The organism is Streptomyces sp. f51, assembly GCF_037940415.1.
In the GTDB taxonomy this organism is placed as follows: Bacteria; Actinomycetota; Actinomycetes; order Streptomycetales; family Streptomycetaceae; genus Streptomyces.
This window is the reverse complement of sequence record NZ_CP149798.1, coordinates 5,799,924-5,824,660: the sequence shown is the minus strand read 5'-3', so window position 1 is coordinate 5,824,660 and position 24,737 is coordinate 5,799,924. Positions and strand designations below refer to the sequence as shown.

At 72.3% G+C, this 24,737-nt stretch carries 22 protein-coding genes; 10 read left to right on the top strand and 12 right to left on the bottom strand.

The genetic code is table 11. The features are described 5' to 3' along the window. Nucleotides 1–187 precede the first annotated feature (187 nt). Both WJM95_RS25340 and WJM95_RS25335 read left to right on the top strand, forming a co-directional pair. Nucleotides 188–382: a DUF4236 domain-containing protein gene (locus tag WJM95_RS25340; protein WP_339132092.1), complete on the top strand. Its 195-nt coding sequence runs from the start codon at nt 188–190 to the stop codon at nt 380–382. Between the two features lie 228 nt (nt 383–610). Beyond that, on the top strand, nt 611–2,140 hold the full coding sequence (locus WJM95_RS25335) for a UDP-N-acetylglucosamine 1-carboxyvinyltransferase (protein WP_339132091.1): 1,530 nt from the start codon (nt 611–613) through the stop codon (nt 2,138–2,140). Nucleotides 2,141–2,233: 93 nt separating this feature from the next. On the opposite strand, the gene WJM95_RS25330 is transcribed toward WJM95_RS25335, so the two are convergent. Beyond that, the gene (locus tag WJM95_RS25330; protein WP_339132090.1) at nt 2,234–2,659 is read right to left on the bottom strand and encodes a DUF6299 family protein; all 426 of its coding nucleotides are present in this window, start codon (nt 2,657–2,659) and stop codon (nt 2,234–2,236) included. A 334-nt stretch (nt 2,660–2,993) separates the two neighbouring features. Between WJM95_RS25330 and WJM95_RS25325 the strand changes: the two genes are divergently transcribed. Then, a complete protein-coding gene (locus WJM95_RS25325; protein WP_339132089.1) occupies nt 2,994–3,188 on the top strand; it encodes a DUF5999 family protein in 195 nt (64 codons plus the stop codon). 25 nt (nt 3,189–3,213) lie between these two features. Here WJM95_RS25325 and WJM95_RS25320 read toward each other — a convergent pair whose 3' ends face one another. Both WJM95_RS25320 and WJM95_RS25315 read right to left on the bottom strand, forming a co-directional pair. Beyond that, nucleotides 3,214–3,612: a RidA family protein gene (locus WJM95_RS25320; protein WP_339132088.1), complete on the bottom strand. Its 399-nt coding sequence runs from the start codon at nt 3,610–3,612 to the stop codon at nt 3,214–3,216. Continuing rightward, nucleotides 3,609–4,724, bottom strand: a complete 1,116-nt coding sequence (locus WJM95_RS25315; RefSeq protein WP_339132087.1) for an acyl-CoA dehydrogenase family protein — start codon at nt 4,722–4,724, stop codon at nt 3,609–3,611. Before WJM95_RS25315 ends, WJM95_RS25320 begins: the two co-directional genes overlap by 4 nt. A gap of 151 nt (nt 4,725–4,875) precedes the next feature. Here WJM95_RS25315 and WJM95_RS25310 point away from each other — a divergent pair, with 151 nt between their 5' ends. Both WJM95_RS25310 and WJM95_RS25305 read left to right on the top strand, forming a co-directional pair. Continuing rightward, nucleotides 4,876–6,624: an AMP-binding protein gene (locus tag WJM95_RS25310; RefSeq protein ID WP_339132086.1), complete on the top strand. Its 1,749-nt coding sequence runs from the start codon at nt 4,876–4,878 to the stop codon at nt 6,622–6,624. A gap of 15 nt (nt 6,625–6,639) precedes the next feature. Continuing rightward, nucleotides 6,640–7,488 carry a PaaX family transcriptional regulator C-terminal domain-containing protein gene (locus WJM95_RS25305; protein WP_339132085.1) on the top strand — a complete coding sequence of 283 codons (849 nt, stop codon included), beginning with the start codon at nt 6,640–6,642 and terminating at the stop codon, nt 7,486–7,488. Here WJM95_RS25305 and WJM95_RS25300 read toward each other — a convergent pair. Next, nucleotides 7,478–9,766 (bottom strand): bifunctional salicylyl-CoA 5-hydroxylase/oxidoreductase, encoded by a 2,289-nt coding sequence (locus tag WJM95_RS25300; RefSeq protein WP_339132084.1) that lies wholly within the window; start codon nt 9,764–9,766, stop codon nt 7,478–7,480. The two genes, WJM95_RS25305 and WJM95_RS25300, sit on opposite strands and share 11 nt — an antisense overlap. 7 nt (nt 9,767–9,773) lie before the next feature. After that, nucleotides 9,774–10,601, bottom strand: coding sequence for an enoyl-CoA hydratase family protein (locus WJM95_RS25295; RefSeq protein WP_339132083.1), 828 nt, complete (start codon nt 10,599–10,601; stop codon nt 9,774–9,776). Between the two features lie 372 nt (nt 10,602–10,973). On the opposite strand from WJM95_RS25295, the gene WJM95_RS25290 reads away from it, so the two are divergent. Then, the gene (locus WJM95_RS25290) at nt 10,974–11,414 is read left to right on the top strand and encodes an ATP-binding protein (protein ID WP_339132082.1); all 441 of its coding nucleotides are present in this window, start codon (nt 10,974–10,976) and stop codon (nt 11,412–11,414) included. Here WJM95_RS25290 and argF read toward each other — a convergent pair. Together argF and WJM95_RS25280 are read right to left on the bottom strand one after the other, a co-directional pair. Further along, the gene (argF, locus tag WJM95_RS25285) at nt 11,411–12,442 is read right to left on the bottom strand and encodes an ornithine carbamoyltransferase (RefSeq protein ID WP_339132081.1); all 1,032 of its coding nucleotides are present in this window, start codon (nt 12,440–12,442) and stop codon (nt 11,411–11,413) included. The two genes, WJM95_RS25290 and argF, sit on opposite strands and share 4 nt — an antisense overlap. 163 nt (nt 12,443–12,605) lie before the next feature. Next, nucleotides 12,606–13,829: an arginine deiminase gene (locus WJM95_RS25280; RefSeq protein ID WP_339132080.1), complete on the bottom strand. Its 1,224-nt coding sequence runs from the start codon at nt 13,827–13,829 to the stop codon at nt 12,606–12,608. Nucleotides 13,830–13,992: 163 nt separating this feature from the next. Between WJM95_RS25280 and WJM95_RS25275 the strand changes: the two genes are divergently transcribed. Both WJM95_RS25275 and WJM95_RS25270 read left to right on the top strand, forming a co-directional pair. Beyond that, a complete protein-coding gene (locus WJM95_RS25275; RefSeq protein ID WP_339132079.1) occupies nt 13,993–15,072 on the top strand; it encodes an SPFH domain-containing protein in 1,080 nt (359 codons plus the stop codon). After that, nucleotides 15,069–15,962, top strand: a complete 894-nt coding sequence (locus tag WJM95_RS25270) for a hypothetical protein (RefSeq protein ID WP_339132078.1) — start codon at nt 15,069–15,071, stop codon at nt 15,960–15,962. The genes WJM95_RS25275 and WJM95_RS25270 overlap by 4 nt, the downstream gene beginning before the upstream one ends. Nucleotides 15,963–16,340: 378 nt before the next feature. Here the strand turns inward: WJM95_RS25270 and WJM95_RS25265 are convergent, their stop codons facing one another. The 3 genes from WJM95_RS25265 to WJM95_RS25255 form a co-directional block, all read right to left on the bottom strand. Beyond that, the gene (locus WJM95_RS25265) at nt 16,341–18,884 is read right to left on the bottom strand and encodes a polynucleotide kinase-phosphatase (RefSeq protein WP_339132077.1); all 2,544 of its coding nucleotides are present in this window, start codon (nt 18,882–18,884) and stop codon (nt 16,341–16,343) included. Beyond that, complete coding sequence (locus WJM95_RS25260) at nt 18,881–20,374, bottom strand: 3' terminal RNA ribose 2'-O-methyltransferase Hen1 (RefSeq protein WP_339132076.1); 1,494 nt, start codon at nt 20,372–20,374, stop codon at nt 18,881–18,883. Before WJM95_RS25260 ends, WJM95_RS25265 begins: the two co-directional genes overlap by 4 nt. Nucleotides 20,375–20,722: 348 nt before the next feature. Continuing rightward, nucleotides 20,723–21,346, bottom strand: coding sequence for a TetR/AcrR family transcriptional regulator (locus WJM95_RS25255; RefSeq protein WP_339132075.1), 624 nt, complete (start codon nt 21,344–21,346; stop codon nt 20,723–20,725). Between the two features lie 173 nt (nt 21,347–21,519). Here WJM95_RS25255 and WJM95_RS25250 point away from each other — a divergent pair, with 173 nt between their 5' ends. Beyond that, on the top strand, nt 21,520–22,233 hold the full coding sequence (locus tag WJM95_RS25250) for an SDR family oxidoreductase (protein ID WP_339132074.1): 714 nt from the start codon (nt 21,520–21,522) through the stop codon (nt 22,231–22,233). A gap of 122 nt (nt 22,234–22,355) precedes the next feature. After that, complete coding sequence (locus WJM95_RS25245) at nt 22,356–23,279, top strand: LLM class F420-dependent oxidoreductase (protein WP_339132073.1); 924 nt, start codon at nt 22,356–22,358, stop codon at nt 23,277–23,279. A gap of 177 nt (nt 23,280–23,456) precedes the next feature. Here the strand turns inward: WJM95_RS25245 and WJM95_RS25240 are convergent, their stop codons facing one another. Both WJM95_RS25240 and WJM95_RS25235 read right to left on the bottom strand, forming a co-directional pair. Beyond that, a complete protein-coding gene (locus WJM95_RS25240; RefSeq protein ID WP_339132072.1) occupies nt 23,457–23,936 on the bottom strand; it encodes a DUF6099 family protein in 480 nt (159 codons plus the stop codon). A 193-nt stretch (nt 23,937–24,129) separates the two neighbouring features. Next, nucleotides 24,130–24,462 carry a nucleotide pyrophosphohydrolase gene (locus tag WJM95_RS25235; RefSeq protein ID WP_339132071.1) on the bottom strand — a complete coding sequence of 111 codons (333 nt, stop codon included), beginning with the start codon at nt 24,460–24,462 and terminating at the stop codon, nt 24,130–24,132. Nucleotides 24,463–24,737 lie beyond the last annotated feature (275 nt).

The window sequence follows — 24,737 nt, the reverse complement described above, 5'->3', positions numbered from 1 at the left end:
CCCGTTCCTCTTGCCCCACGATGAGGAGAACGCCCCGCATCATCCGGCATCGCCCGTCCACGGGGCGGCATTCGCGCCCCGCCGCAAGGAACTTGACGCCCCGCGGCCATCGACAGGCACGCCGCGGCCTTTCGGGGGTACCCGGTGTCCGCCGGGAACGCCCCGGCGTCACCACTCAGGGGGCACCATGCCGCTCACCTTCCGCAAGAGCTTCCGCATCCTTCCCGGGCTGCGGCTCAACATCAACCGCAAGTCGTGGTCCATCACCTCGGGCGGAAAGCACGGGCCGAAGCGCACTCACAGCAGCACGGGACGCCGGACGACGTCGATGGACCTGCCGGGGCCGTTCGGGTGGCGCAAGACCACGCGCAAGTCAAAGTGAGTAAATAGCGACAAAGGGCGCAGCACCGACGAACCGTCATGGAAGCGCATCTTCACCGCATTCACCGGCCGCGGCACGGGCCCGCCGGGCACCCGGCACAGCGTGGGGCCCGTCGCCGCGCCGGTGCGGAGCGCCCGAACTGCCCCTCGAACACCGCCTGGTGACCCACACCACCCGGAAGGCGGCGCTCCATTTTTCTTTATCTCACATCCGATATACGGTCGCGCCATGGCAGACGACTACCTCGTACGCATCGGCAAGCTCATCCGTGACGCCCGGCAACACCGGGGCTGGACACAGTCGCAGCTCGCCGAGGCGCTCGGCACAAGTCAGAGTGCCGTCAATCGCATCGAGCGCGGCAACCAGAACATCAGCCTTGAGATGATCGCCCGGATCGGTGAGGCGCTGGACAGCGAGATCGTCTCGCTCGGGTATGCGGGTCCGATGCATCTGCGGGTCGTGGGCGGGCGCCGCCTGTCCGGCTCGATCGACGTCAAGACCAGCAAGAACGCCTGTGTCGCGCTGCTGTGCGCCACGCTCCTGAACAAGGGGCGCACGGTCCTGCGCCGGGTGGCGCGCATCGAAGAGGTCTACCGCCTTCTGGAGGTCCTCAACTCGATCGGCGTCCGCACCCGCTGGATCAACGACGGCGTCGACCTCGAGATCGTGCCGCCCGGCGCGCTGGACATGGAGTCCATCGACCACGAGGCCGCCATCCGCACGCGGTCGATCATCATGTTCCTCGGCCCGCTGCTGCACCGCCTGGAGGCCTTCAAGCTGCCCTACGCGGGCGGTTGCGACCTCGGCACCCGCACCATCGAGCCGCACATGATCGCGCTGCGCCGGTTCGGCCTCGACATCGCCGCCACCGAGGGCCTCTACCACGCCCGCGTCGACCGGTCCGTCACGCCCGGACGGCCGATCGTGCTGACCGAGCGCGGGGACACGGTCACCGAGAACGCGCTGCTCGCGGCCGCCCGCCACGACGGCGTCACGGTCATCCGCAACGCCTCCTCCAACTACATGGTCCAGGACCTGTGCTTCTTCCTGGAGGCCCTGGGCGTACGGGTGGAGGGCATCGGCACCACGACGCTCACCGTGCACGGCGTGCCGAACATCGACGTCGACGTGGACTACTCGCCCTCGGAGGACCCGGTCGAGGCGATGAGCCTGCTCGCCGCCGCCGTGGTCACCGAGTCGGAGCTGACGGTCCGCCGGGTGCCGATCGAGTTCCTGGAGATCGAGCTCGCGGTCCTGGAGGAGATGGGCCTCGACCACGACCGCACGCCCGAGTACTTCGCGGACAACGGCCGTACGCGGCTGATCGACCTGACGGTGCGGCCCTCCAAGCTGGAGGCGCCCATCGACAAGATCCACCCGATGCCGTTCCCGGGCCTGAACATCGACAACGTCCCGTTCTTCGCGGCCATCGCGGCCACCGCGCAGGGCCAGACGCTGATCCACGACTGGGTCTACGACAACCGGGCGATCTACCTGACGGACCTCAACCGCCTCGGCGGCCGGCTCCAGCTGCTCGACCCGCACCGGGTGCTCGTCGAGGGCCCGACCCGCTGGCGCGCCGCCGAGATGATGTGCCCGCCCGCGCTGCGGCCCGCCGTGGTCGTGCTGCTCGCGATGATGGCGGCCGACGGGACCTCGGTGCTGCGCAACGTGTACGTCATCAACCGCGGTTACGAGGACCTCGCGGAGCGCCTGAACTCGATCGGCGCCCAGATCGAGATCTTCCGGGACATCTGAGCCGCCGTCGAGGGGCGACCGCGCCCGCCCGACACGCGCGCCCTGCCGGACCGGCTCACCCGCGGGTCCGGCAGGGCGCGTCGGCGTTCTCGCTCAGCCCTGGACGAGCGTGACGTCCTGGTCCCGTACCGCGTGGAACGTGGGGAGCGGGAGTCCGGTGGGGCTCAGTTCCATGAGCGTGGCCTGGACGTGGGCCGCGCCCGCCTTGAGGCTTCCGGGGGTGGGCTTCGCCGAGTTGCTCCAGGCGTGCTCGGCGCCGTCGCAGAGTGCCGTCGTGCCGCCGATGCCCTGGTTGACCCGGGGGTCTCCCTGGGAGACCGAGGAGGACACGAAGACGGGGCCCGAGGCGCCGGCGCAGCGGTAGGTGCCGGAGAGGGTGACGGTGCCGTCGGCCGCGACCGTGCCGGTCGGGTTCACGGTCACCTCCTCGGACGAGGCGGACAGGGCGACGGCGGACGGGGCGAGGAGCAGGAGCAGCACGGCACCGGCGGCCGTGCCGACGGCCTGGCGGAACAACATGGGGTACCTCCTGGAGCGGGGACCTGCAAGGGTGCTCAACAGGTACCGGTCCAGGGCCCCGGGGCCGGTGATCATCACCCCATTGGTGGCGAGTTGACGGGGCCCGTCCGGTCTGGCGCGCAGGCTCCACTCGTGCGGTCCGGCTGGCGCGCAGGCTCACCCCGTCCCGTGACGGCCCGGCTCCGTCCGTCCCGGGGGCGTCCGAGAGTTGTCCTCGTGTTGTCACGCTTACCGGCCAGGTGTTCCGATCGGTTCGCCGTGCGCGCATCTTCTAGTCATGCGAGGGCGACGACAGCGCCGCCGACACTCTTCGCATCCCACGTGGAGGTGCACCATGTGTTCACACCGGTCTTCGTGCCCGTCCGCGGACGCCGCCACCGTGCACACCGTCTCGGCCCATCCCGAGCAGGGCTGGAAGCTGCTGTGCGACGGCGCGATCGTCTTCGACGACAGCGGTGAACTGCTCCCCGACGGCAGTGTGGTCGCCCCGCACCGGGTGTTCGCCGACCGGCTGACCGTCGCGGCCTGAACCACCGTCCGCGCGCCCCGCGGTCCTACGCCAGCACGGCGAAGCCGTCGAGTTCGACCAGCGCCTGTTCGTCCCACAGGCGCACGGCGCCGACGACGGCCATCGCGGGGTAGTCGCGACCGGCCAACCGGCGCCAGATTCGGCCCAGTTCGGCGGCGTGGGCGCGGTAGTCGGCGACGTCGGTGGCATAGACCGTGACCCGGGCGAGGTCCGAGGGAGCGCCGCCCGCCGCGCGCAGCGCGGTCAGCAGGTTGTCCAGCGCCCGCTCGAACTGCTCGGGCAGGGTCTCCCCCACCACCTTCCCGCTCACGTCCAGCGCGGTCTGTCCGGCCAGGAAGACGACCCGGGACCCGGTGGCGACGACGGCGTGGGAGAACCCGGCCGCCGGGGAGAGTTCGGGCGGATTGACGCGCTCGGCGGTCATACGCGGTACAACTCCTTGGCGATGATGGTCCGCTGGACTTCGCTGGCCCCCTCGTAGATGCGCGGCGCGCGCACCTCGCGGTAGAGGTGTTCGAGGAGGTGGCCCCGGCGCAGGGCGCGGGCGCCGTGCAGTTGGACGGCCGCGTCGACGACGTACTGGGCGGTCTCGGTCGCGAGGAGTTTCGCCATCGCGGCCCGCCGGGGCACGTCCGGCGCCCCGTCGTCGTACGCCGCCGCGGCCGCGTACACCATCAGGCGGGCCGCCTCGGTGCGCAGCGCCATCTCGGCGACCTGGTGGGACACGGTCTGGAGGTTCTTCAGCGGGCCGCCGAACGCCTCGCGCGCCGCCGTGTGTTCGAGGGTGGCGTCCAGCGCGGCCTGGGCCATGCCGACGGCGAAGGCGCCCACGCTCGGCCGGAAGAGGTTGAGGGTGCCCATCGCGACCCGGAAGCCGTGGCCGGGTTCACCCAGGACGTCGTCCGCCGTGACGGGTACGGCGTCGAAGGCGAGGGCGCCGATGGGGTGCGGGGAGAGCATGTCGAGCGGGGTGCCGGTGAGTCCCGGGCGGTCGGCGGGGACGAGGAAGGCGGTGACACCGCGGGCGCCGGCGCCGGGCGTGGTGCGGGCGAAGACGGTGTAGAGGTCGGCCTCGGGGGCGTTGGAGATCCAGCACTTCTCGCCGGTGAGCCGCCAGCCGCCGGTGCCGTCCTCGTCCGCCCGGAGCGCCAGGGCGGCGGCGTCCGAACCGGCGCCGGGCTCGCTGAGCGCGAAGGCCGCCACGGCCTCGCCGTCACTGACCCGGGGCAGCCAGTGGGCGCGCTGGGCCGCCGTGCCGTACGCGTGGACGGGATGGGCGCCGAGTCCCTGGAGGGCCAGGGCGGTCTCGGCCTCCGTGCAGACCTGGGCCAGCGACTCGCGCATCAGGCACAGATCGAGGGCGCCGGAGGAGAACAGCCGGGAGAGCAGGCCGAGGCGGCCGAGTGCGGCGACGAGCGGCCGGTTGACATGACCGGGCTCGCCCTTGTCGGCCAGGGGGCGCAGGTGGTCCGCGGCCAGCGCGCGCAGCTCGGCACACCAGGCGGTCTGCCCCGGATCGAGCGAGAATGCGGTCATTGCCCGTCCCCTCTCCCCATCGGACGTCACCCACGTTATCGCGAACCGTTGACTGTCGTCACCAACACGATACGCTCCCTGTGCGAGCCCACCACGACGCCCACCACGACGGCCATCGAGGCAGCCCATCAAGGCAAGGGGGCGAGACGCCATGGACCTTGTGGATCCCCTGGATTCCGCAGCCACCCCGGGGCCGGCACGCTCGGCCCACGTCGACACCTTCGCGCGCGATCATCTGCCGCCCCCCGAACAGTGGCCCGAGCTCCGCTTCGACCTGCCGGGGCTGCGCTACCCCGTCCGGCTCAACTGCGCGGCCGAGCTCCTCGCGGACACCGACGCCGCACGCCCGGTGTTCCGTACGCCGTCGGGGGCGCCCTGGACCTACGGACAACTGCGCGCCCGGGTCGACCGGATCGCCCATGTGCTGACCGGCGAGCTGGGCGTGGTCCCGGGCAACCGGGTCCTGCTGCGCGGCCCGACCACACCGTGGCTGGCGGCCTGCTGGCTCGCGGTGCTGAAGGCGGGCGCGGTCGCGGTCACGGTGCTGGCACAGCAGCGGTCGCACGAACTGAGCACGATGTGCGGGATCGCGCGGGTGACGCACGCGCTGTGCGACGTGCGCTCGGTCGACGACCTGGTGAAGGCGGAGGTCCCCGGGCTGCGGGTGACGACGTACGGCGGTGACGCGCCCGGCGATCTGCTGCTGCGGATCACCGGCGCCCCCGACGAGCCCTTCGCCGCGGTGGACACGGCCGCCGACGACGTGGCGCTGATCGCCTTCACCTCGGGCACCACCGGACGGCCCAAGGGCTGTACGCACTTCCACCGGGATGTGCTGGCGATCGCGGACACGTTCTCGGAGCATGTGCTGCGGCCGCGCGAGGACGACGTCTTCGCGGGCAGTCCGCCGCTCGGCTTCACGTTCGGGCTCGGCGGTCTCGTGGTCTTCCCGCTGCGCGCGGGCGCCTGCTCGCTGCTGCTCGAACAGGCGGGCCCCAAGCAGCTGTTGCCCGCGATCGCCGAGCACCGGGTCTCGGTGCTGTTCACCGCGCCGACCGCCTACCGGGCGATGCTGGCGGAGCTGGCGGAGACGGACGGGCACGACATCGGGTCGCTGCGGCGCTGTGTGTCCGCCGGCGAAAACCTGCCCGCCGCGACCTGGCGGGACTGGAGCGAGCGCACCGGGCTCGGCATCATCAACGGCATCGGCGCCACCGAGCTGCTGCACATCTTCATCTCCGCCGCCGACGGGAACATCCGCCCCGGTACGACGGGGGTGCCGGTGCCGGGCTGGCAGGCACGCGTGGTCGACGCGGACGGAACGCCGGTGCCGGACGGCGAGCCCGGTCTGCTCGCCGTGCGCGGTCCTGTCGGCTGCCGCTATCTCGCCGACCCCCGGCAGCGGGAGTACGTGCGCGGCGGCTGGAACATCACCGGTGACACCTATGTGCGCGACGCGGACGGCTACTTCCGCTACGTCGCCCGCGCCGACGACATGATCATCTCGGCGGGGTACAACATCGCGGGACCCGAGGTCGAGGACGCGCTGCTGCGGCACCCCGACGTCGTGGAGACGGCCGTGGTCGGGCGGTCCGACGAGGCGCGCGGGCAGGTCGTGGTCGCCTACACCGTGCTCAAGGAGGGGGCTCCCAGGGACGCGGACGCGCTGCGGGCCTTCCTCAAGTCCGAGCTGGCGCCGTACAAATGCCCTCGCGAGATCGTCTTCCTCGACGCGCTGCCGCGGACGGCGACGGGAAAGCTCCAGCGGTTCAGACTGCGCGAGGAGAACCGTTCCGGCGACCGAGCCGACAGCGGTGCGGCCACCACCCAGGACCCGGGGCGTGCGGCCGCGGACTCCGCTCCCGAGGGCGGCTTGCCCGCGAGCGGCGATCCCAAGTGATCTTGGCCCACTAGAGTGATGAACGTGTCAGAGCACCACGCCCCCCGGTCCCTCATCGTCACCTTCTACGGCGCCTACGGCCGTTTCGCCCCCGGCCCGGTGCCGGTGGCCGAGCTGATCCGGCTCCTCGCCGCGGTCGGCGTGGACGCGCCCTCGGTGCGCTCGTCGGTGTCCCGGCTCAAGCGGCGCGGGCTGCTGGAGCCGGCGCGCACCGCGGCGGGCTCCGCGGGGTACGGCTTGTCGCCGGACGCGCGGCAATTGCTCGACGACGGCGACCGACGGGTGTACGCGACGGCGCCGCCCGAGGACGGCGGCTGGGTGCTCGCCGTCTTCTCCGTGCCCGAGTCGGAGCGGCAGAAGCGGCACGTCCTGCGCTCGCGGCTGGCCGGACTCGGCTTCGGCACGGCCGCTCCCGGGGTGTGGATCGCCCCGGCGCGGCTGTACGAGGAGACCCGGCACACCCTGGAACGGCTGCGGCTCGACGGGTACGTGGAGCTGTTCCGCGGTGAGCACCTGGGGTACGCGGCCACGGCGGACGCGGTGGCGCGCTGGTGGGACCTGACCTCGATCGCCAAGGAGCACGAGGCGTTCCTCGGCCGGCACGAGCCCGTGCTGCGCGCCTGGGAGGAGCGGACGCAGACCCCGCCGGAGGACGCCTACCGCGACTATCTGCTCGCTCTGGACTCCTGGCGCCATCTCCCTTACACCGACCCGGGGTTGCCGGCGGCCCTGCTCCCCGACGACTGGCCGGGCGCCCGCTCGGCCACCGTGTTCCGGGCTCTGCACGAGCGACTGCGGGACGCGGGCGCGGAGTTCGCCGGGGTGCCCCCGTGGCCGGGGCACCCGGATTCCGTCATGTACTGAGGGAGAGACGGGGTTTGGGGGCGTCGGTGCGGCCCGTCTGGGGACGGCGGCTGCCCGCGCGGTAGGGCGCAGGCCAATCGGCGCCGGGCCCCTCGTAGCCCTGTTCGGCGGCCGCGTGCAGCGTCCAGTTCGGGTCGTACAGGTGCGGCCTGGCGAGCGCGCACAGGTCCGTACGCCCGGCCAGGATCAGGGAGTTGACGTCGTCCCAGGAGGAGATGGCGCCGACGGCGATCACCGGGAGTCCGGTCTCGTGGCGGATCCGGTCCGCGTAGGGCGTCTGGTAGGAACGGCCGTACTCGGGGCGTTCGTCGGCCACCACCTGCCCGGTCGACACGTCCACCGCGTCGGCGCCGTGCGCGGCGAAGGCCCGTGCGACGGCCACCGCGTCGTCCCCGGTGGTGCCGCCCTCGGCCCAGTCGGTGGCGGAGACGCGGACGGTCATCGGCCGTTCCGCGGGCCACACCGCCCGTACGGCGTCGAAGACTTCGAGCGGGAAGCGCAGCCGCTTCTCCAGGGATCCGCCGTAGGCGTCGGTGCGCCGGTTGGTCAGCGGGGAGAGGAAGCCCGAGAGCAGATAGCCGTGGGCGCAGTGCAGTTCGAGGAGGTCGAACCCGCAGCGGGCGGCGCGGCAGGCGGCCGCGGTGAACTGCTCGCGCAGATCGGTGAGCTGGGCCCGCGACAGCTCGCGGGGGGTCTGGCTGCCCGGTTTGTACGGGAGCGGGGAGGCGGCCACGAGCGGCCAGTTGCCGTCCGGCAGCGGTTCGTCGATGCCCTCCCACATCAGCCGGGTGGAGCCCTTGCGGCCGGCGTGGCCGAGCTGGAGGCCGATCGCGCTGCCCGGTGCCTGACGGTGGGTGAAGTCCACGATCCGGCGCCAGGATTCGGCCTGGCGCGCGGTGTAGAGGCCGGCGCAGCCGGGTGTGATGCGCCCCTCGGCGCTGACGCACACCATCTCGGTCATCACCAGTCCGGCGCCGCCGAGGGCCCGGGCTCCCAGGTGGACGAGATGGAAGTCGCCGGGGACGCCGTCCACGGCCGAGTACATGTCCATCGGCGAGACGACGACCCGGTTGCGCAGGGTCAGACCGCGCAGCCGGAACGGGGTGAACATGGGCGGGGTGCCCGGCGGGCAGCGGAACTCGCGCTCGACCGCGGCCACGAAGCGCGGATCGCGCAGCCGCAGGTTGTCGTGCGTGACGCGGCGGCTGCGGGTCAGGAGGTTGAACGCGAACTGCCTGCTGGGCTGGCCGAGATAGCGGCCCAGGTTCTCGAACCAGTCGAGGCTCGCGCGGGCTGCGCGCTGGGTGGAGGCGACGACCGGGCGCCGTTCCTCCTCGTAGGCCGTCAACGCCTTCTCCAGCGAGGGCTGTTCCTCCAGGCAGGCGGCCAGCGCGAGGGCGTCCTCGACGGCGAGCTTGGTGCCGGAGCCGATGGAGAAGTGGGCGGTGTGCGCCGCGTCGCCGAGCAGGACCAGATTGCCGTGCGACCAGCGGTCGTTGACGATCGTGCGGAACGTCGTCCAGGCCGACTTGTTGGCGCGCAGCGGACGTCCGCCGAGCGCGTCCGTGAAGATCTTGCCGCACCGCTCGATCGATTCCTCCTCCCCGAGGTCCGCGAACCCCGAGGCCCGCCAGACCTCTTCGCGCATCTCGATGATGACGGTGGAGGCGTCGGCCGCGTACGGGTAGCCGTGGAGCTGCATCACGCCGTGTTCGGTCTCGGCGATCTCGAAGCGGAACGCGTCGAAGGCGAAGTCGGCGGCGAGCCAGATGTAGCGGCAGCGGTGCTCCTCGACGGACGGCCGGAACACCTCGGGGTGGGCCGCGCGCGCCAGGCTGTGCACGCCGTCGGCGGCGACGACGAGGTCGTAGGCCGTCATCAGCTCGTCCACCGGCGGGGCCTCGGCCGTGAAGCGCAGGTCGACGCCGAGCGAGCGGCAGCGTTCGTGCAGGATCTCCAGGAGCCTGCGCCGCCCGAGTGCGGCGAAGCCGTGGCCGCCGGAGGTGTGCCGCACTCCGCGGTGCACGACGTCGATGTCGTCCCAGCGGACGAACTCGGCCTGGAGGGCCGCGTACACGACCGGGTCGGCGTGCTCGATGCCGCCCAGGGTCTCGTCGGAGAGGACGACACCGAAACCGAAGGTGTCGTCGGGCGCGTTGCGTTCCCAGACGGTGATCTCCCGGTCCGGGTCCAGGCGCTTGAGGAGTGCTGCGGCGTACAGTCCGCCGGGGCCTCCGCCGATCACCGCGACCCGCCTCGCACCGCCGCTCACCCGCATCCCGGACTCACCTCCCCCGCCACTTCGGGGCCCGCTTCTCCGTGAAGGCCGCGTGGAACTCGCCGTAGTCCTCGCCGTTCATGAGCAGGGCCTGGGTCGCCGCGTCCAGTTCGACGGCGGCCGCGAGCGGCATGTCGAGTTCGGCGGTGAGCAGCGCCTTGGTCTGGGCGTACGCGAGCGCCGGGCCGTCGGCGAGGCGGCGGGCCAGCGCCTGGGCACCCTCGTCGGCGTGGCCCTCGTCGGTGAGTTCGCTGATGAGCCCGATGCGCTCGGCCTCGGGCGCCCGCACCGGTTCGCCGAGCATCAGCAGCCGGGTCGCGTGGCCGAGCCCGACCACGCGGGGCAGCAGGTAGGCCGCGCCCATGTCGCCGCCGGACAGCCCGACCCGGGTGAAGAGGAAGGCGAAGCGGGCGCTGGGGTCGGCCACCCGGAAGTCCGCGGCCAGCGCCAGCACGGCCCCGGCGCCCGCCGCCACCCCGTGCACCGCGGCGATCACCGGGAACGGGCACTCCCGTACGGCCCTGACGACCTGCCCGGTCATCCGGTTGAAGTCGAGGAGCTGGGCGGTGTCCATGGACAGGGTCGCGCCGATGATCTCGTCGACGTCGCCGCCGGAGCAGAATCCACGGCCCTCGCCCGCGAGCACCAGGGCACGCACGGACCGCTCGCGGGACAGCTCGGCGAGCAGGTCGCGCAGGTCGGCGTAGGCACCGAAGGTGAGCGCGTTGAGTTTCTCGGGGCGGGCCAGCGTGACCGTGGCGACGCCGTCGGTGACCTCGTACCTCAGATGCTGCCAGTCGGCGGTGCGGCCGGCGGAGCCGGTGAAGGGACTCATGGCGGGCGGCCTCCTAGGGCGGGGGCGACGCTGTACGGCTGTCCCGTCAATTTATCACTTGTTCGTGACCGTCGTCACGAGGGCGCGATAGGGCGATCGTGACACCGGGAGCCGGCGATCAGCCGAGCGGTCGTTCCGTCACCGCGTCACGGATCGTCGACAGGCGCGTAACGGCGGGAGCGAACACGGGAGCAGGGCCGTTCGTCCGGGTACACAGCCCGTATCGGACCGAACGTCCCGAAAGGAGGCCCCGGCCGCCGGGGAACACATCGGACGATGTCCCGAGAAAGCCCACCGCGCGCGTTTCCCCGACGTGGCCGTACCATTCCTAAGGTTGTAAGCAGGACAGCCTGCTCCACGAACGGACCCGACTTGCACGACACCCCAGCACCCGCCTTCTGGCGCATCGCGCTGCCGCACACCTTCGCGGCCGTGCCGGTGGCCCGCGCCCTGGTCCGCAGGGCCTTCGCGGACCGGGAGCACGCGGCAGACACCGACACCGCCGAGCTGCTCACCGCGGAGCTGGTCGCCAACGCCGTCGAGCACACCGCGGGCAACGGACCGATAGAGCTGGTCGTGGAGCTGATGCCGACCGGCTGCCGCGTCGAGGTGCACGACCCGGACCCGGCACCGCCGGCCGATCTCACTCTCCCCCACCCGCCCGGCGAACCGGATCCCTGGCAGGAGCACGGGCGCGGTCTGCTGCTGCTGCGCGCCCTCAGTTCCGCCTGCGGGCACCGCCCCACCGACTCGGGCAAGGCGGTCTGGTTCAGGCTGCCGGTGATCCCCGCCCAGCGTCAGCCCGTGCTCTAGAGGCCGTTCGGCAGCGGGGCGCGGCCCAGGGTGGCGACCATGATCGCCTTGATGGTGTGCAGCCGGTTCTCGGCCTGGTCGAACACGACGGAGTGCGCCGACTCGAAGACCTCGTCGGTGACCTCCAGGGAGTCGAGTCCGTGCGCCTCGTACAGGTCGCGGCCGACCTGGGTGCCGAGGTCGTGGAAGGCCGGCAGGCAGTGCAGGAACCTGACGTCCGGGTTGCCGGTGGCGCGCAGCACGTCCATGGTCACGGCGTACGGGACGAGGGCGCCGATGCGCTCGGCCCACACCTCCTTGGGCTCCCCCATGGAGACCCAGACGTCGGTGGCCACGAAGTCGGCGCCCCGCACGCCCTCGCCCACGTGCTCGGTGAGGGTGACGGTGCCGCCGCTCTTCGCGGCGAGTTCACGGGCCTTCTCGACGATCCCGTCGGCCGGCCAGTAGGCCCGCGGGGCCACTATCCGGACGTCCATGCCGAGCAGCGCGCCGGTGATCAGATACGAGTTGCCCATGTTGAAACGGGCGTCACCCAGATAGGCGAAGGCGATCTCACCGACCGGCCGGGCGCAGTGCTCGGTCATGGTGAGGACGTCGGCCAGCATCTGGGTGGGGTGCCAGTCGTCGGTGAGTCCGTTGTAGACGGGCACTCCGGCGTGGTCGGCCAGCTCCTCCACCGCGGCCTGGCTGTCGCCGCGGTACTCGATGGCGTCGAACATGCGGCCGAGCACCCGGGCGGTGTCCTTGACCGACTCCTTGTGGCCGATCTGCGAGCCGGCCGGGTCCAGATACGTCGTCGAGGCGCCCTGGTCCGCGGCCGCGACCTCGAAGGCGCAGCGGGTGCGCGTCGAGGTCTTCTCGAAGATCAGCGCGATGTTCCTGCCGTGCAGATACCGGGTCTCCGCCCCGGCCCTCTTGGCCGCCTTGAGCTCGGCGGCCAGCTCGACCAGGCCGAGGAACTCCTCCTCCGTGAAGTCCAGCTCCTTGAGGAAGTGACGGCCGGCGAGGGCGGTCGGGACTGTCGCCATGGGGGCGCTCCAGGGATGACGGGGACGAGGACGAGGCCGAACGTCTGGAATTCTATACGACGCTCAGCATTTATATGCGGTCTACCGTTCGACTCCGCGCGACGGAGCCCCGCCCCCCGGCCTCCACGGGCCGCCGGTCCCACCCCTCGGTACGCACGGGCCCCTAGACGGGGTCCCGCTCGACGGGGCAGCTCATACAGCGTGGACCGCCCCTCCCCCGGCCCAGTTCACTGCCCGGGATCTCGATCACCTCGATGCCCTGCTTGCGCAGATGGGTGTTGGTGGTCGAGTTCCGCTCGTAGGCGATGACGACGCCCGGCTCGACGGCCAGGACGTTGCAGCCGTCGTCCCACTGCTCCCGCTCGGCCGCGTGGACGTCCTGCGTGGCGGTGAGCACCCGGATCTCGTTCAGGCCGAGCGCGGCGGCGATGGCGCGGTGCATGTGCTCCGGGGGATGGTCGGTGACCTTCAGCTCCTTGTCCCCCGCGCCCGGCTCGATGGTGTACGAGCGGAGCATGCCGAGCCCCGCGTACTGCGTGAAGATGTCGCCGTCGACCATGGTCATCACCGTGTCGAGGTGCATGAGCGCGCGCCGCTTGGGCATGTCGAGGGCCACGATCGTGCGGGCCGAGCCCGCGGCGAACAGCTTGTGCGCGAGCATCTCGACGGCCTGGGGCGTGGTCCGCTCGCTCATGCCGATGAGGACGGCGCCGTTGCCGATGACGAGGACGTCACCGCCCTCGATGGTGGAGGGATAGTCCGCCTGCCCCTCCGACCAGAGGTTGAAGCCCTCCTCGCGGAAGAGCGGGTGATGCCGGTAGATCGCCTCGAAGTGCACGGTCTCGCGCTGCCGGGCCGGCCAGCGCATGGCGTTGATGGAGACGCCGTCGTAGATCCAGGCGGAGGTGTCGCGGGTGAAGAGGTGGTTGGGCAGCGGACGCAGGAGGAAGTCGTCGAGGTCCATGACGTGGAAGCGCACCGAGGTGGGTTCCGCGTGCGCGTCCAGGAACTCGCGCTTGGTCATGCCGCCGACGAGCACGGACGCCAGCTCGGGCGCGGGCATGGCCTCGAAGGCGGCCCGGAGGTGGTCGGTGGCGAGCGGACCGTACTCCTTCTCGTCGAAGACCCGGTCCAGGACGAGCGACCGGGCCGGTCCGATCGCCAGGGCCTCGGCGAGCAGGTCGCCGAAGAGATGGACGGTGACCCCACGGTCGCGCAGCACGTCGGCGAACCCGTCGTGTTCCGCGCGCGCCCGGCGCACCCACAGCACGTCGTCGAAGAGGAGCGCGTCCTTGTTGCTGGGGGTGAGCCTTTTGAGCTCGAGATCGGGCCGGTGCAGGATGACGCGGCGCAGCCGCCCGGCCTCGGAGTCGACATGGAATCCCATGCCTCCATCCTGACCATCCGGACGCGTGTTCACCCGTGGATCGCCCAGGGTCCCACAGCTTTCATTTCGTCCCCTTGACGATAAGCGCCTTCTTGATTATCGTCTCGATGACGACAACGAGCGAGCAGAACCGCCGGGCCCGCCCGGCATCCAGGGGGTACTCATGGCCGACATCACGCGACGCCTCGGCTGGCGCCATCTGCGCGGGGCGCCCACCGCCCACGTACGGCACCACAAGTCGGGAGAGCTGGTCCACGACGGCCCCGGACTCAGCTTCTGGTACCGCTCGCTGTCCGCGTCGCTCTCCGAGATCCCGGTCGACGACCGCGAGTTGGCGATGACCTTCCACGCCCGTACGTCCGACTTCCAGGACGTCGCGGTGCAGGCGACCGTCACCTACCGGATCAGCGACCCCGCCGTCGCGGCCTCCCGGATCGACTTCTCCATAGACCCCGACTCCGGTGCCTGGCGCGGCACTCCGCTGGAACAGCTGGGCTCGCTGCTGACCGAGACGGCACAGCAGCACGCCCTCGCCGTACTGGCCCGTACGTCACTGGCGTCCGCGCTGGTCGACGGTGTCGCGGCGGTACGGGAGCGGATCGCGGACGGCCTCGCCGCCGAACCGCGGCTGCCGGCGACCGGCATCGAGGTGGTCGCGGTACGGGTCGTGGCGCTGCGGCCCGAGCCCGAGGTGGAGCGGGCGCTGCGCACCCCCGCGCGGGAGCAGATCCAGCAGGACGCGGACAAGGCCACCTACGAACGCCGGGCGGTCGCCGTGGAGCGGGAGCGCGCCATCGCCGAGAACGAACTCGCGAGCCGGATCGAACTCGCCCGGCGCGAGGAGCAGTTGGTGGATCAGCAGGGCACGAACGCGCGCCGCGAGGCCGAGGAGCTCGCGGCGGCGGACGCGGTGCGCGCCGGGGCGGAGGCGGCGCGGACGGTCCGGCTGGCCGAGGCCGAGGCCACCCGGTCGCTGCGGCTCGCCGAGGCGGAGGCCACACGCAAGGTGCGGCTGGCGGGGGCCGAGGCGCAGGCCGAGCGCGAGGTCGGCGCCGCTCGGGCCGAGGCGCAGGCGGCCTGGCTGCGGGTCCACGGCGAGGTCGACGCCGCCACGCTGCACGCCCTGACCGGCAGCCGGCTCGCGGAGAACCTGCCGCGGATCGAGAACCTCACCATCTCGCCCGACGTCCTCACCGGGCTGCTCGCCAAGCTGGGCAACGGCGCCGCCGGGGAATCGGCGTGAGCCTCGCGCCCCGGGTCGTCCTCGTCCACCGGACCACCGAGTACGAGGAGTTGACGGCCCGCCACGGTACGCACGGGCAGGCGGCGTTCTATCTGTCCTCGCGCGGCCGGGACATCGCCGAGGTGCACGAGCGGCACCGGCACTCCCGCGAGGCGCTCGCCGCGGTCGTGTCGGCCATCCCGCTGACCTGGCGTCAGGCACGGGTGGAACGGGCGGACTTGGACCGCTTCCTGTTCGCGCCCGAGGACGTGGTGGTCGTGGTCGGGCAGGACGGGCTGGTCGCGAACGTCGCCAAGTACCTCGACGGTCAGCCGGTGGTGGGGATCGACACCGACCCCGGGCGCAATCCGGGTGTCCTGGTGCGGCACCGGCCCGCCGACGCGGGCGCGCTGCTCGCCTCGGCACACGGGGGGAGCGCAGACGAGCTGACGATGGTCGAGGCGGTCGCCGACGACACCCAGCGGCTGGTCGCGCTCAACGAGATCTATCTCGGGGCGGCGGGCCATCAGACGGCCCGCTACCGGCTGGGGCTCGACGAGTACGGGGGTGCCGTCGAGCCCCAGGCGTCCTCCGGGGTGCTGGTGGGGACCGGGACCGGGGCCACCGGCTGGATCCGGTCGGTCTGGCAGGAGCGGGGCGAAGGTCTTGCGCTGCCCGGGCCCACGGACGAGCGGCTGCTCTGGTTCGTCCGTGAGGCCTGGCCCTCGCCGGCCACCGGTACCTCGCTGGTGTCCGGTGAGCTCACCGGGGCCGGGCGGCTGTCCCTGACCGTGGAGTCGGACCGGCTCATCGTGTTCGGGGACGGGATGGAGGGGGATGCGGTGGAGCTTGTCTGGGGGCAGACGGTGCACGTGGGGGTGGCCGGGGTTCGGCTGCGCCTCGTCGGTTGAGGTTCGCTTCGCTCCCTCGCCGCCGGGGCGCGCCGGACCCCGCCGGGCCCCTTGGCCCTGGACCGGGCTCGCCCCGGGCGGGGTCGGGTGCGTGTGCCCCGGTGGGGCGGATCGGCTGCGGGCCCGGTGGGGGCTGGGCGCGCCGTTCCCCGCGCCCCTGACGGGGCACCCCTACCTGTCCGGGATTCGGGTGCCCGTCCGGTGGGGGCTTGGCGCGCCGTTCCTCGCGCCCCTTACGGGGCACCCCTAGCGTTCCGGGTGTCGGGTGCCTGCCCGGTGGGGGCTGGGCGCGCAGTTCCCCGCGCCTCTTACGGGGCCGGGCGCGCCGTTCCCCGAGCCGTGACGGGGACCCCCACCGGGGTCGAAAGCGCGGACCCGTTACAGGCGGGGGTCCACTGGTTCGGATTCCAGGGCCAGGACTCCGAAGACCGCCTCGTGGACGCGCCAGAGGGGTTCACCCTCGGCCAGGCGGTCCAGGGCTTCGAGGCCGAGCGCGTACTCGCGGATCGCCAGGGACCGCTTGTGGTTCAGGAAGCGGCCGCGCAGCCGGGCCAGGTTCTCCGGGCGCGTGTACTCGGGGCCGTAGATGATCCGCAGGTACTCGCGACCCCGGCACTTGATGCCGGGCTGCGCCAGCCGCCCGTTCTCACCGCGTACCACCGCGCCGACCGGCTTCACGACCATGCCCTCGCCGCCGCGTCCGGTCATCTCCAGCCACCAGTCGACCCCGGCCCGCACCGACTCCGGGTCGCCGGTGTCGACGAAGAGCCGCCGGGTGGTGTGCAGCAGCCCGCTCCCGTCGTTCTCCACGAGCCGGTCGATCAGGGCGAGCTGCTCGTCGTGCGGCAGCCCGGCGAGGCTCCGGCCCTGGACGGCCAGGATCTGGAACGGTGCGAGGCGGACGCCTTCGAGGCCGTCCGTCGTCCAGCAGTAGCGTCGGTACGCCTCCGTGAACGCCTGCGCGTCCACGGCCCGTTCACGCTGGCGCGTCAGCAGCTCCGCGACGTCGATGCCCCGCGCCGCGACCCCTTCGAGCGCGGTCAGCACCCCGGGGAACACCGCCCCGGACGCGGCGCCGACAGCGGCGTACTGACTGCGCAGCAGCCCGGACGCCTTCAGCGACCACGGCATCAACTCGGCGTCCAGCAGCACCCAGTCGGTGTCCAGCTCCTCCCACAGTCCGGCCTCGGTCGCGGCGGCGCGCACCCGGCCGAGCACCTCCTCGGTGACGGCGGGGTCGTCGAAGAAGGGGCGGCCGGTACGGGTGTACAGCGACCCGGTGGGGCCGTCGACGCCGAACCGCTCGCGCGCCGCGTCCGCGTCCCGGCAGACCAGGGCCACCGCGCGCGACCCCATGTGCTTCTCCTCGCACACGACCCGCGCGACCCCGTCCTCCCGGTACTGGGCGAACGCCTCGGCGGGGTGCTCCAAGTAGCCCTCGATGTGCGAGGTCGCGGTCGGCGCCATGGTCGGCGGGAGGTACGGGAGCAGCCGGGGGTCCACCGCGAAACGGCTCATGACCTCCAGCGCGGCCGCCGCGTTCTCCTCGCGGACGGCCACCCGTCCCGCGTACCGGGTCTCGACTGCCCTGCGGCCGTGCACGTCCGCGAGGTCCAGCGGACGGCCCTCGTGGCCGCCCGGCGCCTCGGTGCCCAGCGGCTTGGCCGGCTCGTACCAGACCCGTTCGGCGGGTACGTCGACGAGCTCGCGCTCCGGCCAGCGCAGGGCGCTGAGCTTGCCGCCGAACACGGCGCCGGTGTCCAGGCAGATGGTGTTGTTGAGCCAGGTGGCGTTGGGGACCGGGGTGTGCCCGTAGACGACCGCGGCGCGGCCCCGGTAGTCCTCCGCCCACGGGTAGCGCACGGGCAGCCCGAACTCGTCGGTCTCCCCCGTGGTGTCGCCGTACAGCGCGTGCGAGCGCACCCGTCCCGAGGTGCGGCCGTGGTACTTCTCGGGCAGGCCGGCGTGGCAGACGACGAGACGCCCGCCGTCGAGGACGTAGTGGCTCACCAGCCCGTCGACGAACTCCCTCACCGAGGCGCGGAATTCCTCGCTCTCCCGGTCCATCTGCTCGATGGTCTCGGCGAGTCCGTGCGTGTGCTGGACCTGGCGGCCCTTGAGGTACCGGCCGAGCTTGTTCTCGTGGTTGCCGGGCACGCACAGGGCATCACCCGAGGCGACCATGGACATCACGCGGCGCAGCACGCCGGGCGAGTCGGGGCCGCGGTCGACGAGGTCGCCCACGAAGACGGCCGTACGGCCCTCGGGGTGCGCTCCGTCGACGTAGCCGAGCTTGCCGAGCAGGGTCTCCAGCTCGGAGGCGCAGCCGTGGATGTCGCCGACGATGTCGAAGGGGCCGAGGAGGTGGGTCAGGTCGTTGAACCGCTTCTCGGTCACGACCGACGCGTTCTCGACGTCGTCCACACCGCGCAGGACGTGCACCTTGCGGAAGCCCTCCCGCTCCAAGGAGCGCAGGGAGCGCCGCAGTTCGCGGATGTGGCGCTGGATCACACGGCGGGGCATCCCGGCCCGGTCGGTGCGTGCCGCGTTGCGCTCGGCGCAGACCTCCTCGGGCACGTCGAGCACGACGGCGATCGGCAGCACGTCGTGCTTGCGGGCCAGTTCGATCAGCTGGCGGCGGCTGTCCTGCTGGACGCTGGTGGCGTCGACGACGGTCCGGCGTCCGGCCGCGAGCCGCTTGCCCGCGATGTAGTGCAGGACGTCGAAGGCGTCGCCGCTGGCGCTCTGGTCGTTCTCGTCGTCGGCGACCAGTCCCCGGCAGAAGTCGCTGGAGATGACCTCCGTCGGCTTGAAGTGGCGCCGGGCGAAGGTGGACTTGCCCGAACCCGAGGCGCCGATCAGCACCACGAGGGAGAGGTCGGTGACGGGCAGGACGCGCCCCTGGTCGTGTCGCTCGCTCATGCGGCCTTCTCCTCCTTCGCGTTCGGGGTGCCGGTCGTGCCGGTCGCGTTCGTGGCCAGGGTGAAGACGGCCATCTGGGTGGGCGGTCCGACCTCGGGGTCGTCGAGGCCGACGGGGGTGAACTCCACGTCGTAGCCGTGCCGTTCGGCGACCTTGCGGGCCCAGGCGCGGAACTCCTCGCGGGTCCACTCGAAGCGGTGGTCGCCGTGCCGGGAGTGTCCGGCCGGCAGGGTCTCCCAGCGGACGTTGTACTCGACGTTCGGGGTCGTCACGAGGACGGTCCGCGGGCGGGCGGAGCCGAACACCGCGTACTCCAGGGCGGGCAGCCGGGGCAGGTCGAGGTGTTCGATCACCTCGCTGAGCACGGCGGCGTCGTAGCCCTTGAGACGGCGGTCGGTGTAGGCGAGCGACCCTTGGAGGAGCTGGACGCGGGCGGCCTGCCGCTCGCCCATGCGGTCGAGCTTGAGGCGGCGCGAGGCGATGGTGAGCGCCCGTATCGACACGTCGACCCCGACGATCTCGGTGAACCGCGTGTCCTTGAGCATGGCCTGCACCAACTGGCCCTGTCCGCAGCCGAGATCGAGGACGCGGCTCGCGCCGGCCGCGTGCAGCGCGGCGAGGATCGCGTCGCGGCGCAGCACGGCGAGCGGCACCGGCTTCTCCTCGGTGTCGGTCTCCTCGTCGACGGCGTTGTCGATCTGCTCGACGGCGATGTCGTCGGTCTCGGCGAGCCGCGCGAGTTCGAGCCGCTCCATGGCCTCCCGGGTCAGCGACCAGCGCCGGGAGAGATAGCGGCTGGTGATCAGCTTCTGCTCCGGGTGCCCCGGCAGCCAGCCCTCGCCCGCGCGCAGCAGCTTGTCGACCTCGTCGGAGGACACCCAGTAGTGCTTGGCGTCGTCGAGGACGGGGAGCAGCACATAGAGGTGGCGCAGTGCCTCGGCGACCGTCAGCCCCTCGGCTTCCAGTTCCAGGCGTACGTAGCGGGAGTCGCCCCACTCCGGGAAGCGCTCGTCGAGCGGCACGGGCTCGGCCGTCACCGTCCAGCCCAGCGGTTCGAAGAGCGCGCGCACGACACCGGCGCCGCCGCGCGCGGGCAGGGCGGGGACCTCGACGCGCAGCGGTCTGGCCTCGGCCGGAAGCCCGGGCCTGGCCGCGCACTGGCCCTTCATCGCGCTGGAGAAGACGGCGCTCAGCGCCACGACGAGCAGCGAGGACGCGGCGTACGGGCGGTCGTTGACGTACTGGGCGAGGGCCGCGTCGGGAGCCCCGCCGCGCCCCTTCCCCTTGCCGCGCCTGACCAGCGCCACCGGGTCGACCTCGAGCAGCAGGGCCGCGGTGCACCGCTCGGCGGTCGCCTCGGGGTAGAGCACATGGGCCGTCCCGTACGACGTCGAGAACCGCTGCGCGTTGTCGGGATGCTTGTGCAGCAGGAAGCCGAGATCGGTCGCGGGCCGCTCCGGAGTACCGGTGGTACTGATCGTCAGGAACACGGTGTGTCTGCCTCGATGCGTCTTCTGAGCCATGGGGAACCCGCGGTTCGGCCGGCCGGTGCGCGGTGCGCGACCGCCGGACGCCGGGGGCCCACGGCGTGGGCGAGCGCGCCTCGGCCGTCGCCGCTCCCGGCTCCGCCGCGGCCTCCGTGGCCCGTGGCCACATCGCGCCGCGGCCGACCCGCAGGGGCGACGCCTGCCCTCGGCGCGCCCCCACAACGTACAGCGAACGCCCCGGGTGGACCTGCGGTTTTTCGCGGGCACGGACGTTACGGCGGGGGCTCGGCCGAAGGACGGGCCGGGGGCGGCCGCCCGCCGGCCGGCGGGCGGTCCGGAGCCGGGCGTACGTCAGGCGGAGGTTTCGGGCTCCGGGCGCCCGGGAGCCTCCTCGGCGTCGATGCCCGCGCCCGTGAGCAGGGCGGTGGCCGTCGCGAGGGCGAGGCCGTCCAGACCCTGGCCCTGCATGACGGCACGGACGCCCGATCCGTCGAAGGCGACGGTCAGCTGGCGTGCGAGCAGCTCGGGGTCGCCGGCTCCGCCGCGCTCGGCCTCCTGCCGGAAGAACGCGGTCAGCGCGTCCTTGCAGCGGCGCGCCACCACACTGGCGGGGTGGTCCGGCGCCTTCAGCTCGGCGGTCACGGCCACGAAGGGGCAGCCGCGGAAGTCCGGCCGGGCCGCCATCTCCTCCAGACGCTCGAAGACGTGCAGGACGCGGTCACGCGGCGGCCGGCCGTCGTCGGGGGGCAGCAGGAACGCCAGATACGCGGGCGCGCTGCGCTCCAGGCTCGCCGCCAGCACGCCGTCCTTGCTGTCGAACAGCTGGTACATCGAGCGCTTGGACACTCCGGCCACCCGGCACAGCGCCTCGACCCCGACGCCGACGCCCTCGCGGTAGAAGAGTTCGGCCGCGGCGTCGAGCAGCCGGTCGCGGGTCGGTGAACCGGCGGTCGCGGTGGAGGTCGCCTGTGTCATGGGCCCAGCTTACGTTCTCCGCTTGCCCTGCGGAAACCGATCGGTTTACAGTGCGGGTGAGGATGGAAAACCGATCGGTTTACGATATGGCCGGTGCGGCACCCCGGCGGAGCCGCCCGCGCTTCGAGCGCTCCGTCCTCCCGATTCACAGCGCCCCTCAAGAGGAGAAGCTCATGACCAGCATCGAAGGCTCGGTGGCACTCGTGACGGGTGGCAGCCGCGGTATCGGGAAGGCCTTCGTGGACGCGCTGTACGAGCGCGGCGCCCGGAAGGTCTACGCGACCGCCCGGGACCCGCGGACCGTCGCGCACCCCGACGCGGTGCCGCTGGCCCTGGAGGTCACCGACCCCGCGTCGGTGGCGGCCGCCGCGGCACGGGCCCAGGACGTCACCGTGCTGATCAACAACGCGGGCGCGACGGCCCCGACGTCGTTCCTGGACTCCCCCGTCGAGGACCTGCGGCGGGAGTTCGACATCAACTTCTTCGGCCCGCTCCTCACCACCCGGGCCTTCGTCCCGGTCATGGAGCGCAACGGCGGCGGCCACATCCTCACCGTCCACTCGGTGCTGTCGTGGGTGACGGTTCCCGGCGCCGACGGCTACAGCGCCGCCAAGGCCGCCCTGTGGTCCCAGAGCAACGCGCTGCGCCTGGAGCTCCGGCCGCGCGGCATCAAGGTCACCGGGCTGCACGTCGGCTACGTCGACACCGATCTGACCGCGAGCCTCGACGTACCCAAGGTCACCGCGCACAGCGTCGCGGCGCAGGCACTCGACGGGATCGAGACGGACGCCCACGAGGTCCTCGCCGACGCCCTCACCCGCCAGGTCAAGGCCGGTCTCTCGGGAGAGCTGAGCGACCTGTACCCCCAGCTCGCCGGGCAGCCGTAGGCGCGGCGGGCCCCGCCTCCGGACGGCGGCCCCGCCCGTCGCCCGGAGATGTTTCACGACGGGCGGAGGCGTGCCAGCGGTTCGACAGGGAACGCCTGTTGTGACCGGTGCATGATGGATACATGGATCTTCGAATCTTCACAGAACCGCAGCAGGGCGCGACCTACGACACGCTGCTCCGCGTCGCCAAGGCCGCCGAAGACCTCCATTACGGAGCCTTTTTCCGCTCTGATCACTATGTGCACATGGGTTCCGTGGACGGCCTCCCCGGCCCCACCGACGCGTGGATCACCCTGGCCGGCATCGCCCGCGAGACGAGCCGCATCCGCCTGGGCACCTTGATGACCGCCGGAACCTTTCGCCTCCCCGGTGTGCTCGCCATCCAGGTCGCCCAGGTCGACCAGATGTCGGGCGGCCGTGTGGAACTCGGCCTCGGTGCGGGCTGGTACGAGGCCGAGCACACGGCGTACGGCATCCCGTTCCCGAAGGAGAAGTTCGGCCGGCTGGAGGAGCAGCTCGCGGTCGTCACCGGGTTGTGGGGCACGCCGGTCGGCGAGCGCTTCACGTTCGACGGCACCTACTACCAGCTGAAGGACTCGCCCGCGCTGCCCAAGCCCACGCAGTCGAAGGTGCCCGTGCTGATCGGCGGCCACGGCGCCAGGCGGACCCCCGCGCTCGCGGCCCGCTACGCCGACGAGTTCAACATCCCCTTCGCCTCGGTCCCGGACACGGAGCAGCAGTTCGGCCGGGTCCGCGCCGCGTTGGAGCAGGCCGGGCGCAAGCCCGACGAACTCGTCTACTCCAACGCGCTGGTGGCGTGCGTCGGACGGACCGACAGCGAGGTGAGGCGCCGGGCGGACGCCATCGGGCGCGATGTCGACGAGCTGAAGGCGAACGGGCTCGCGGGTTCTCCGGCGGAGGTCGTCGAGCGGATCGCCCGCTATCAGGCGGTCGGTTCGCAGCGGATGTACCTCCAGATGCTGGACCTCACCGACCTGGACCAGCTGGACCTGATCGCCTCCGAGGTGGCACCCCAGCTCGGCTGACCGTCCCCCGGACGACACCCCGGCCCGGCCGACCGGCCGGGCTTCGCGGGCCGTTCCGGTCGGGCCTCGCGGGCGGTTCCGGCCGGGCTCTCGCGGGCGGCTGCGGGGCGGGCGTCGCGGGCGGTTCCGGGGCGGGTCCCCCGCCACGACCGGGGCCGATCGGGGCCCGCGGCTCGGCTACCCGGCGGCCGGGTCCCGTTCCACCACGCGTTTCTCGTCCCTCACCGCGAGACGTCTCAGCATCTCCAGGACGCGGTCCCGGGACTCGTCCGCCGCGTCGATCGCCTCCATGCACTGCCAGTACGTCCCCTCGTCGTCCGCCGCGCAGGCGACACCGACCAGGGCTATGCCGACCTCGGCCAGCAGGGCGCCGAGACAGAGCAATGACTCGCGCGCGTCGCCCAGCTCCGTGAGCCGGGCGGCCCGTAAGGCGCCGATGTCGAGGGCGTGATCGCCGAGCACACCGCAGCCGCGGCCCGCCAGCTCGGTCAACCCCAGGGCCTCGCCCCGGAGTTCGGGAGGACCGGACACGGCGAGGCGGCTGCCGATCGCCTGTGCCAGGGAATGCGCCTGCCATGCCTCCGCCATGACCTCCGGAGTCTCGCCGCTCTCCGCCAGGGCACGTCTGTTCGCCGCGATGAGCCGCACCGCTTCCATGCGCTGCCCCCGTCTGTCCGACGCGCTCTCGCGCGTACAGTCGAACTCCCTTGTTCACTACCCAGAGTGAGGGCGGTTGAGACGGAAAGCCAGAGGAAGCCCGAAATCTGTGGACACGGAATCGCATCGGAGCGCGGTGACGACTACAGAGAGTGTCGCATTCCGTTTTCACGGGCCCGGTTCGGGCACCGCGTCAGGGGTTTCCCGGCGCCGGGAACCTCCGCTCGTTCCGGTCGATCTTCGCGTCGAGGGCCGCGAGGGGGTCGATGCCCAGCACCTCGCAGAACTGGAGCAGATACGCGAGCACGTCCGCGACCTCGTCGGTGACGCGGTGCGCGGTGTCCTCGTCCCGCATCACCCGGGCCGACTCCTCCGGCGTCAACCACTGGAAGATCTCCAGGAGTTCGGACGCCTCCACGCTCAGCGCGGAGACCAGGTTCTTGGGGGTGTGGTAGGGCTGCCAGTTCCGCACGGCCGCGAACTCGGCCAGTCTGCGCTGAATCGTCGCCACGTCCAGTTCACTCACGCCGTCAGGTGTATCACCCCCTGACCGGTTCACCCACGGAGCGGGACCGGCCACCAGGATCCGGCCCCGTCGGCCGCCCCGGACCACCACCGCTCCCGGCTGCCACACGACTTGGGAACACCACACTCCCGGCTCCTCCCCGGTAGCGCGGGACCACCACCGCCCTCGCCGCCCCAACAGCCCCGGACCACCGGCCAGCCCGGTTCCTCCCCGCGCCCTCGGACCGCAGGCACGCCCGGCGCCCCTCCCCGCGCCCCCGGACCGCCGGCACGCCC

Bases quoted from the DNA above. Each gene is read 5' to 3' on its own strand.
- WJM95_RS25340 (WP_339132092.1), top strand. From the start codon at position 188: ATGCCGCTCACCTTCCGCAAGAGCTTCCGCATCCTTCCCGGGCTGCGG.
- WJM95_RS25335 (WP_339132091.1), top strand. From the start codon at position 611: ATGGCAGACGACTACCTCGTACGCATCGGCAAGCTCATCCGTGACGCC.
- WJM95_RS25330 (WP_339132090.1), bottom strand. From the start codon at position 2,659: ATGTTGTTCCGCCAGGCCGTCGGCACGGCCGCCGGTGCCGTGCTGCTC.
- WJM95_RS25325 (WP_339132089.1), top strand. From the start codon at position 2,994: ATGTGTTCACACCGGTCTTCGTGCCCGTCCGCGGACGCCGCCACCGTG.
- WJM95_RS25320 (WP_339132088.1), bottom strand. From the start codon at position 3,612: ATGACCGCCGAGCGCGTCAATCCGCCCGAACTCTCCCCGGCGGCCGGG.
- WJM95_RS25315 (WP_339132087.1), bottom strand. From the start codon at position 4,724: ATGACCGCATTCTCGCTCGATCCGGGGCAGACCGCCTGGTGTGCCGAG.
- WJM95_RS25310 (WP_339132086.1), top strand. From the start codon at position 4,876: ATGGACCTTGTGGATCCCCTGGATTCCGCAGCCACCCCGGGGCCGGCA.
- WJM95_RS25300 (WP_339132084.1), bottom strand. From the start codon at position 9,766: ATGCGGGTGAGCGGCGGTGCGAGGCGGGTCGCGGTGATCGGCGGAGGC.
- WJM95_RS25295 (WP_339132083.1), bottom strand. From the start codon at position 10,601: ATGAGTCCCTTCACCGGCTCCGCCGGCCGCACCGCCGACTGGCAGCAT.
- argF (WP_339132081.1), bottom strand. From the start codon at position 12,442: ATGGCGACAGTCCCGACCGCCCTCGCCGGCCGTCACTTCCTCAAGGAG.
- WJM95_RS25280 (WP_339132080.1), bottom strand. From the start codon at position 13,829: ATGGGATTCCATGTCGACTCCGAGGCCGGGCGGCTGCGCCGCGTCATC.
- WJM95_RS25275 (WP_339132079.1), top strand. From the start codon at position 13,993: ATGGCCGACATCACGCGACGCCTCGGCTGGCGCCATCTGCGCGGGGCG.
- WJM95_RS25265 (WP_339132077.1), bottom strand. From the start codon at position 18,884: ATGAGCGAGCGACACGACCAGGGGCGCGTCCTGCCCGTCACCGACCTC.
- WJM95_RS25255 (WP_339132075.1), bottom strand. From the start codon at position 21,346: ATGACACAGGCGACCTCCACCGCGACCGCCGGTTCACCGACCCGCGAC.
- WJM95_RS25250 (WP_339132074.1), top strand. From the start codon at position 21,520: ATGACCAGCATCGAAGGCTCGGTGGCACTCGTGACGGGTGGCAGCCGC.
- WJM95_RS25245 (WP_339132073.1), top strand. From the start codon at position 22,356: ATGGATCTTCGAATCTTCACAGAACCGCAGCAGGGCGCGACCTACGAC.
- WJM95_RS25240 (WP_339132072.1), bottom strand. From the start codon at position 23,936: ATGGAAGCGGTGCGGCTCATCGCGGCGAACAGACGTGCCCTGGCGGAG.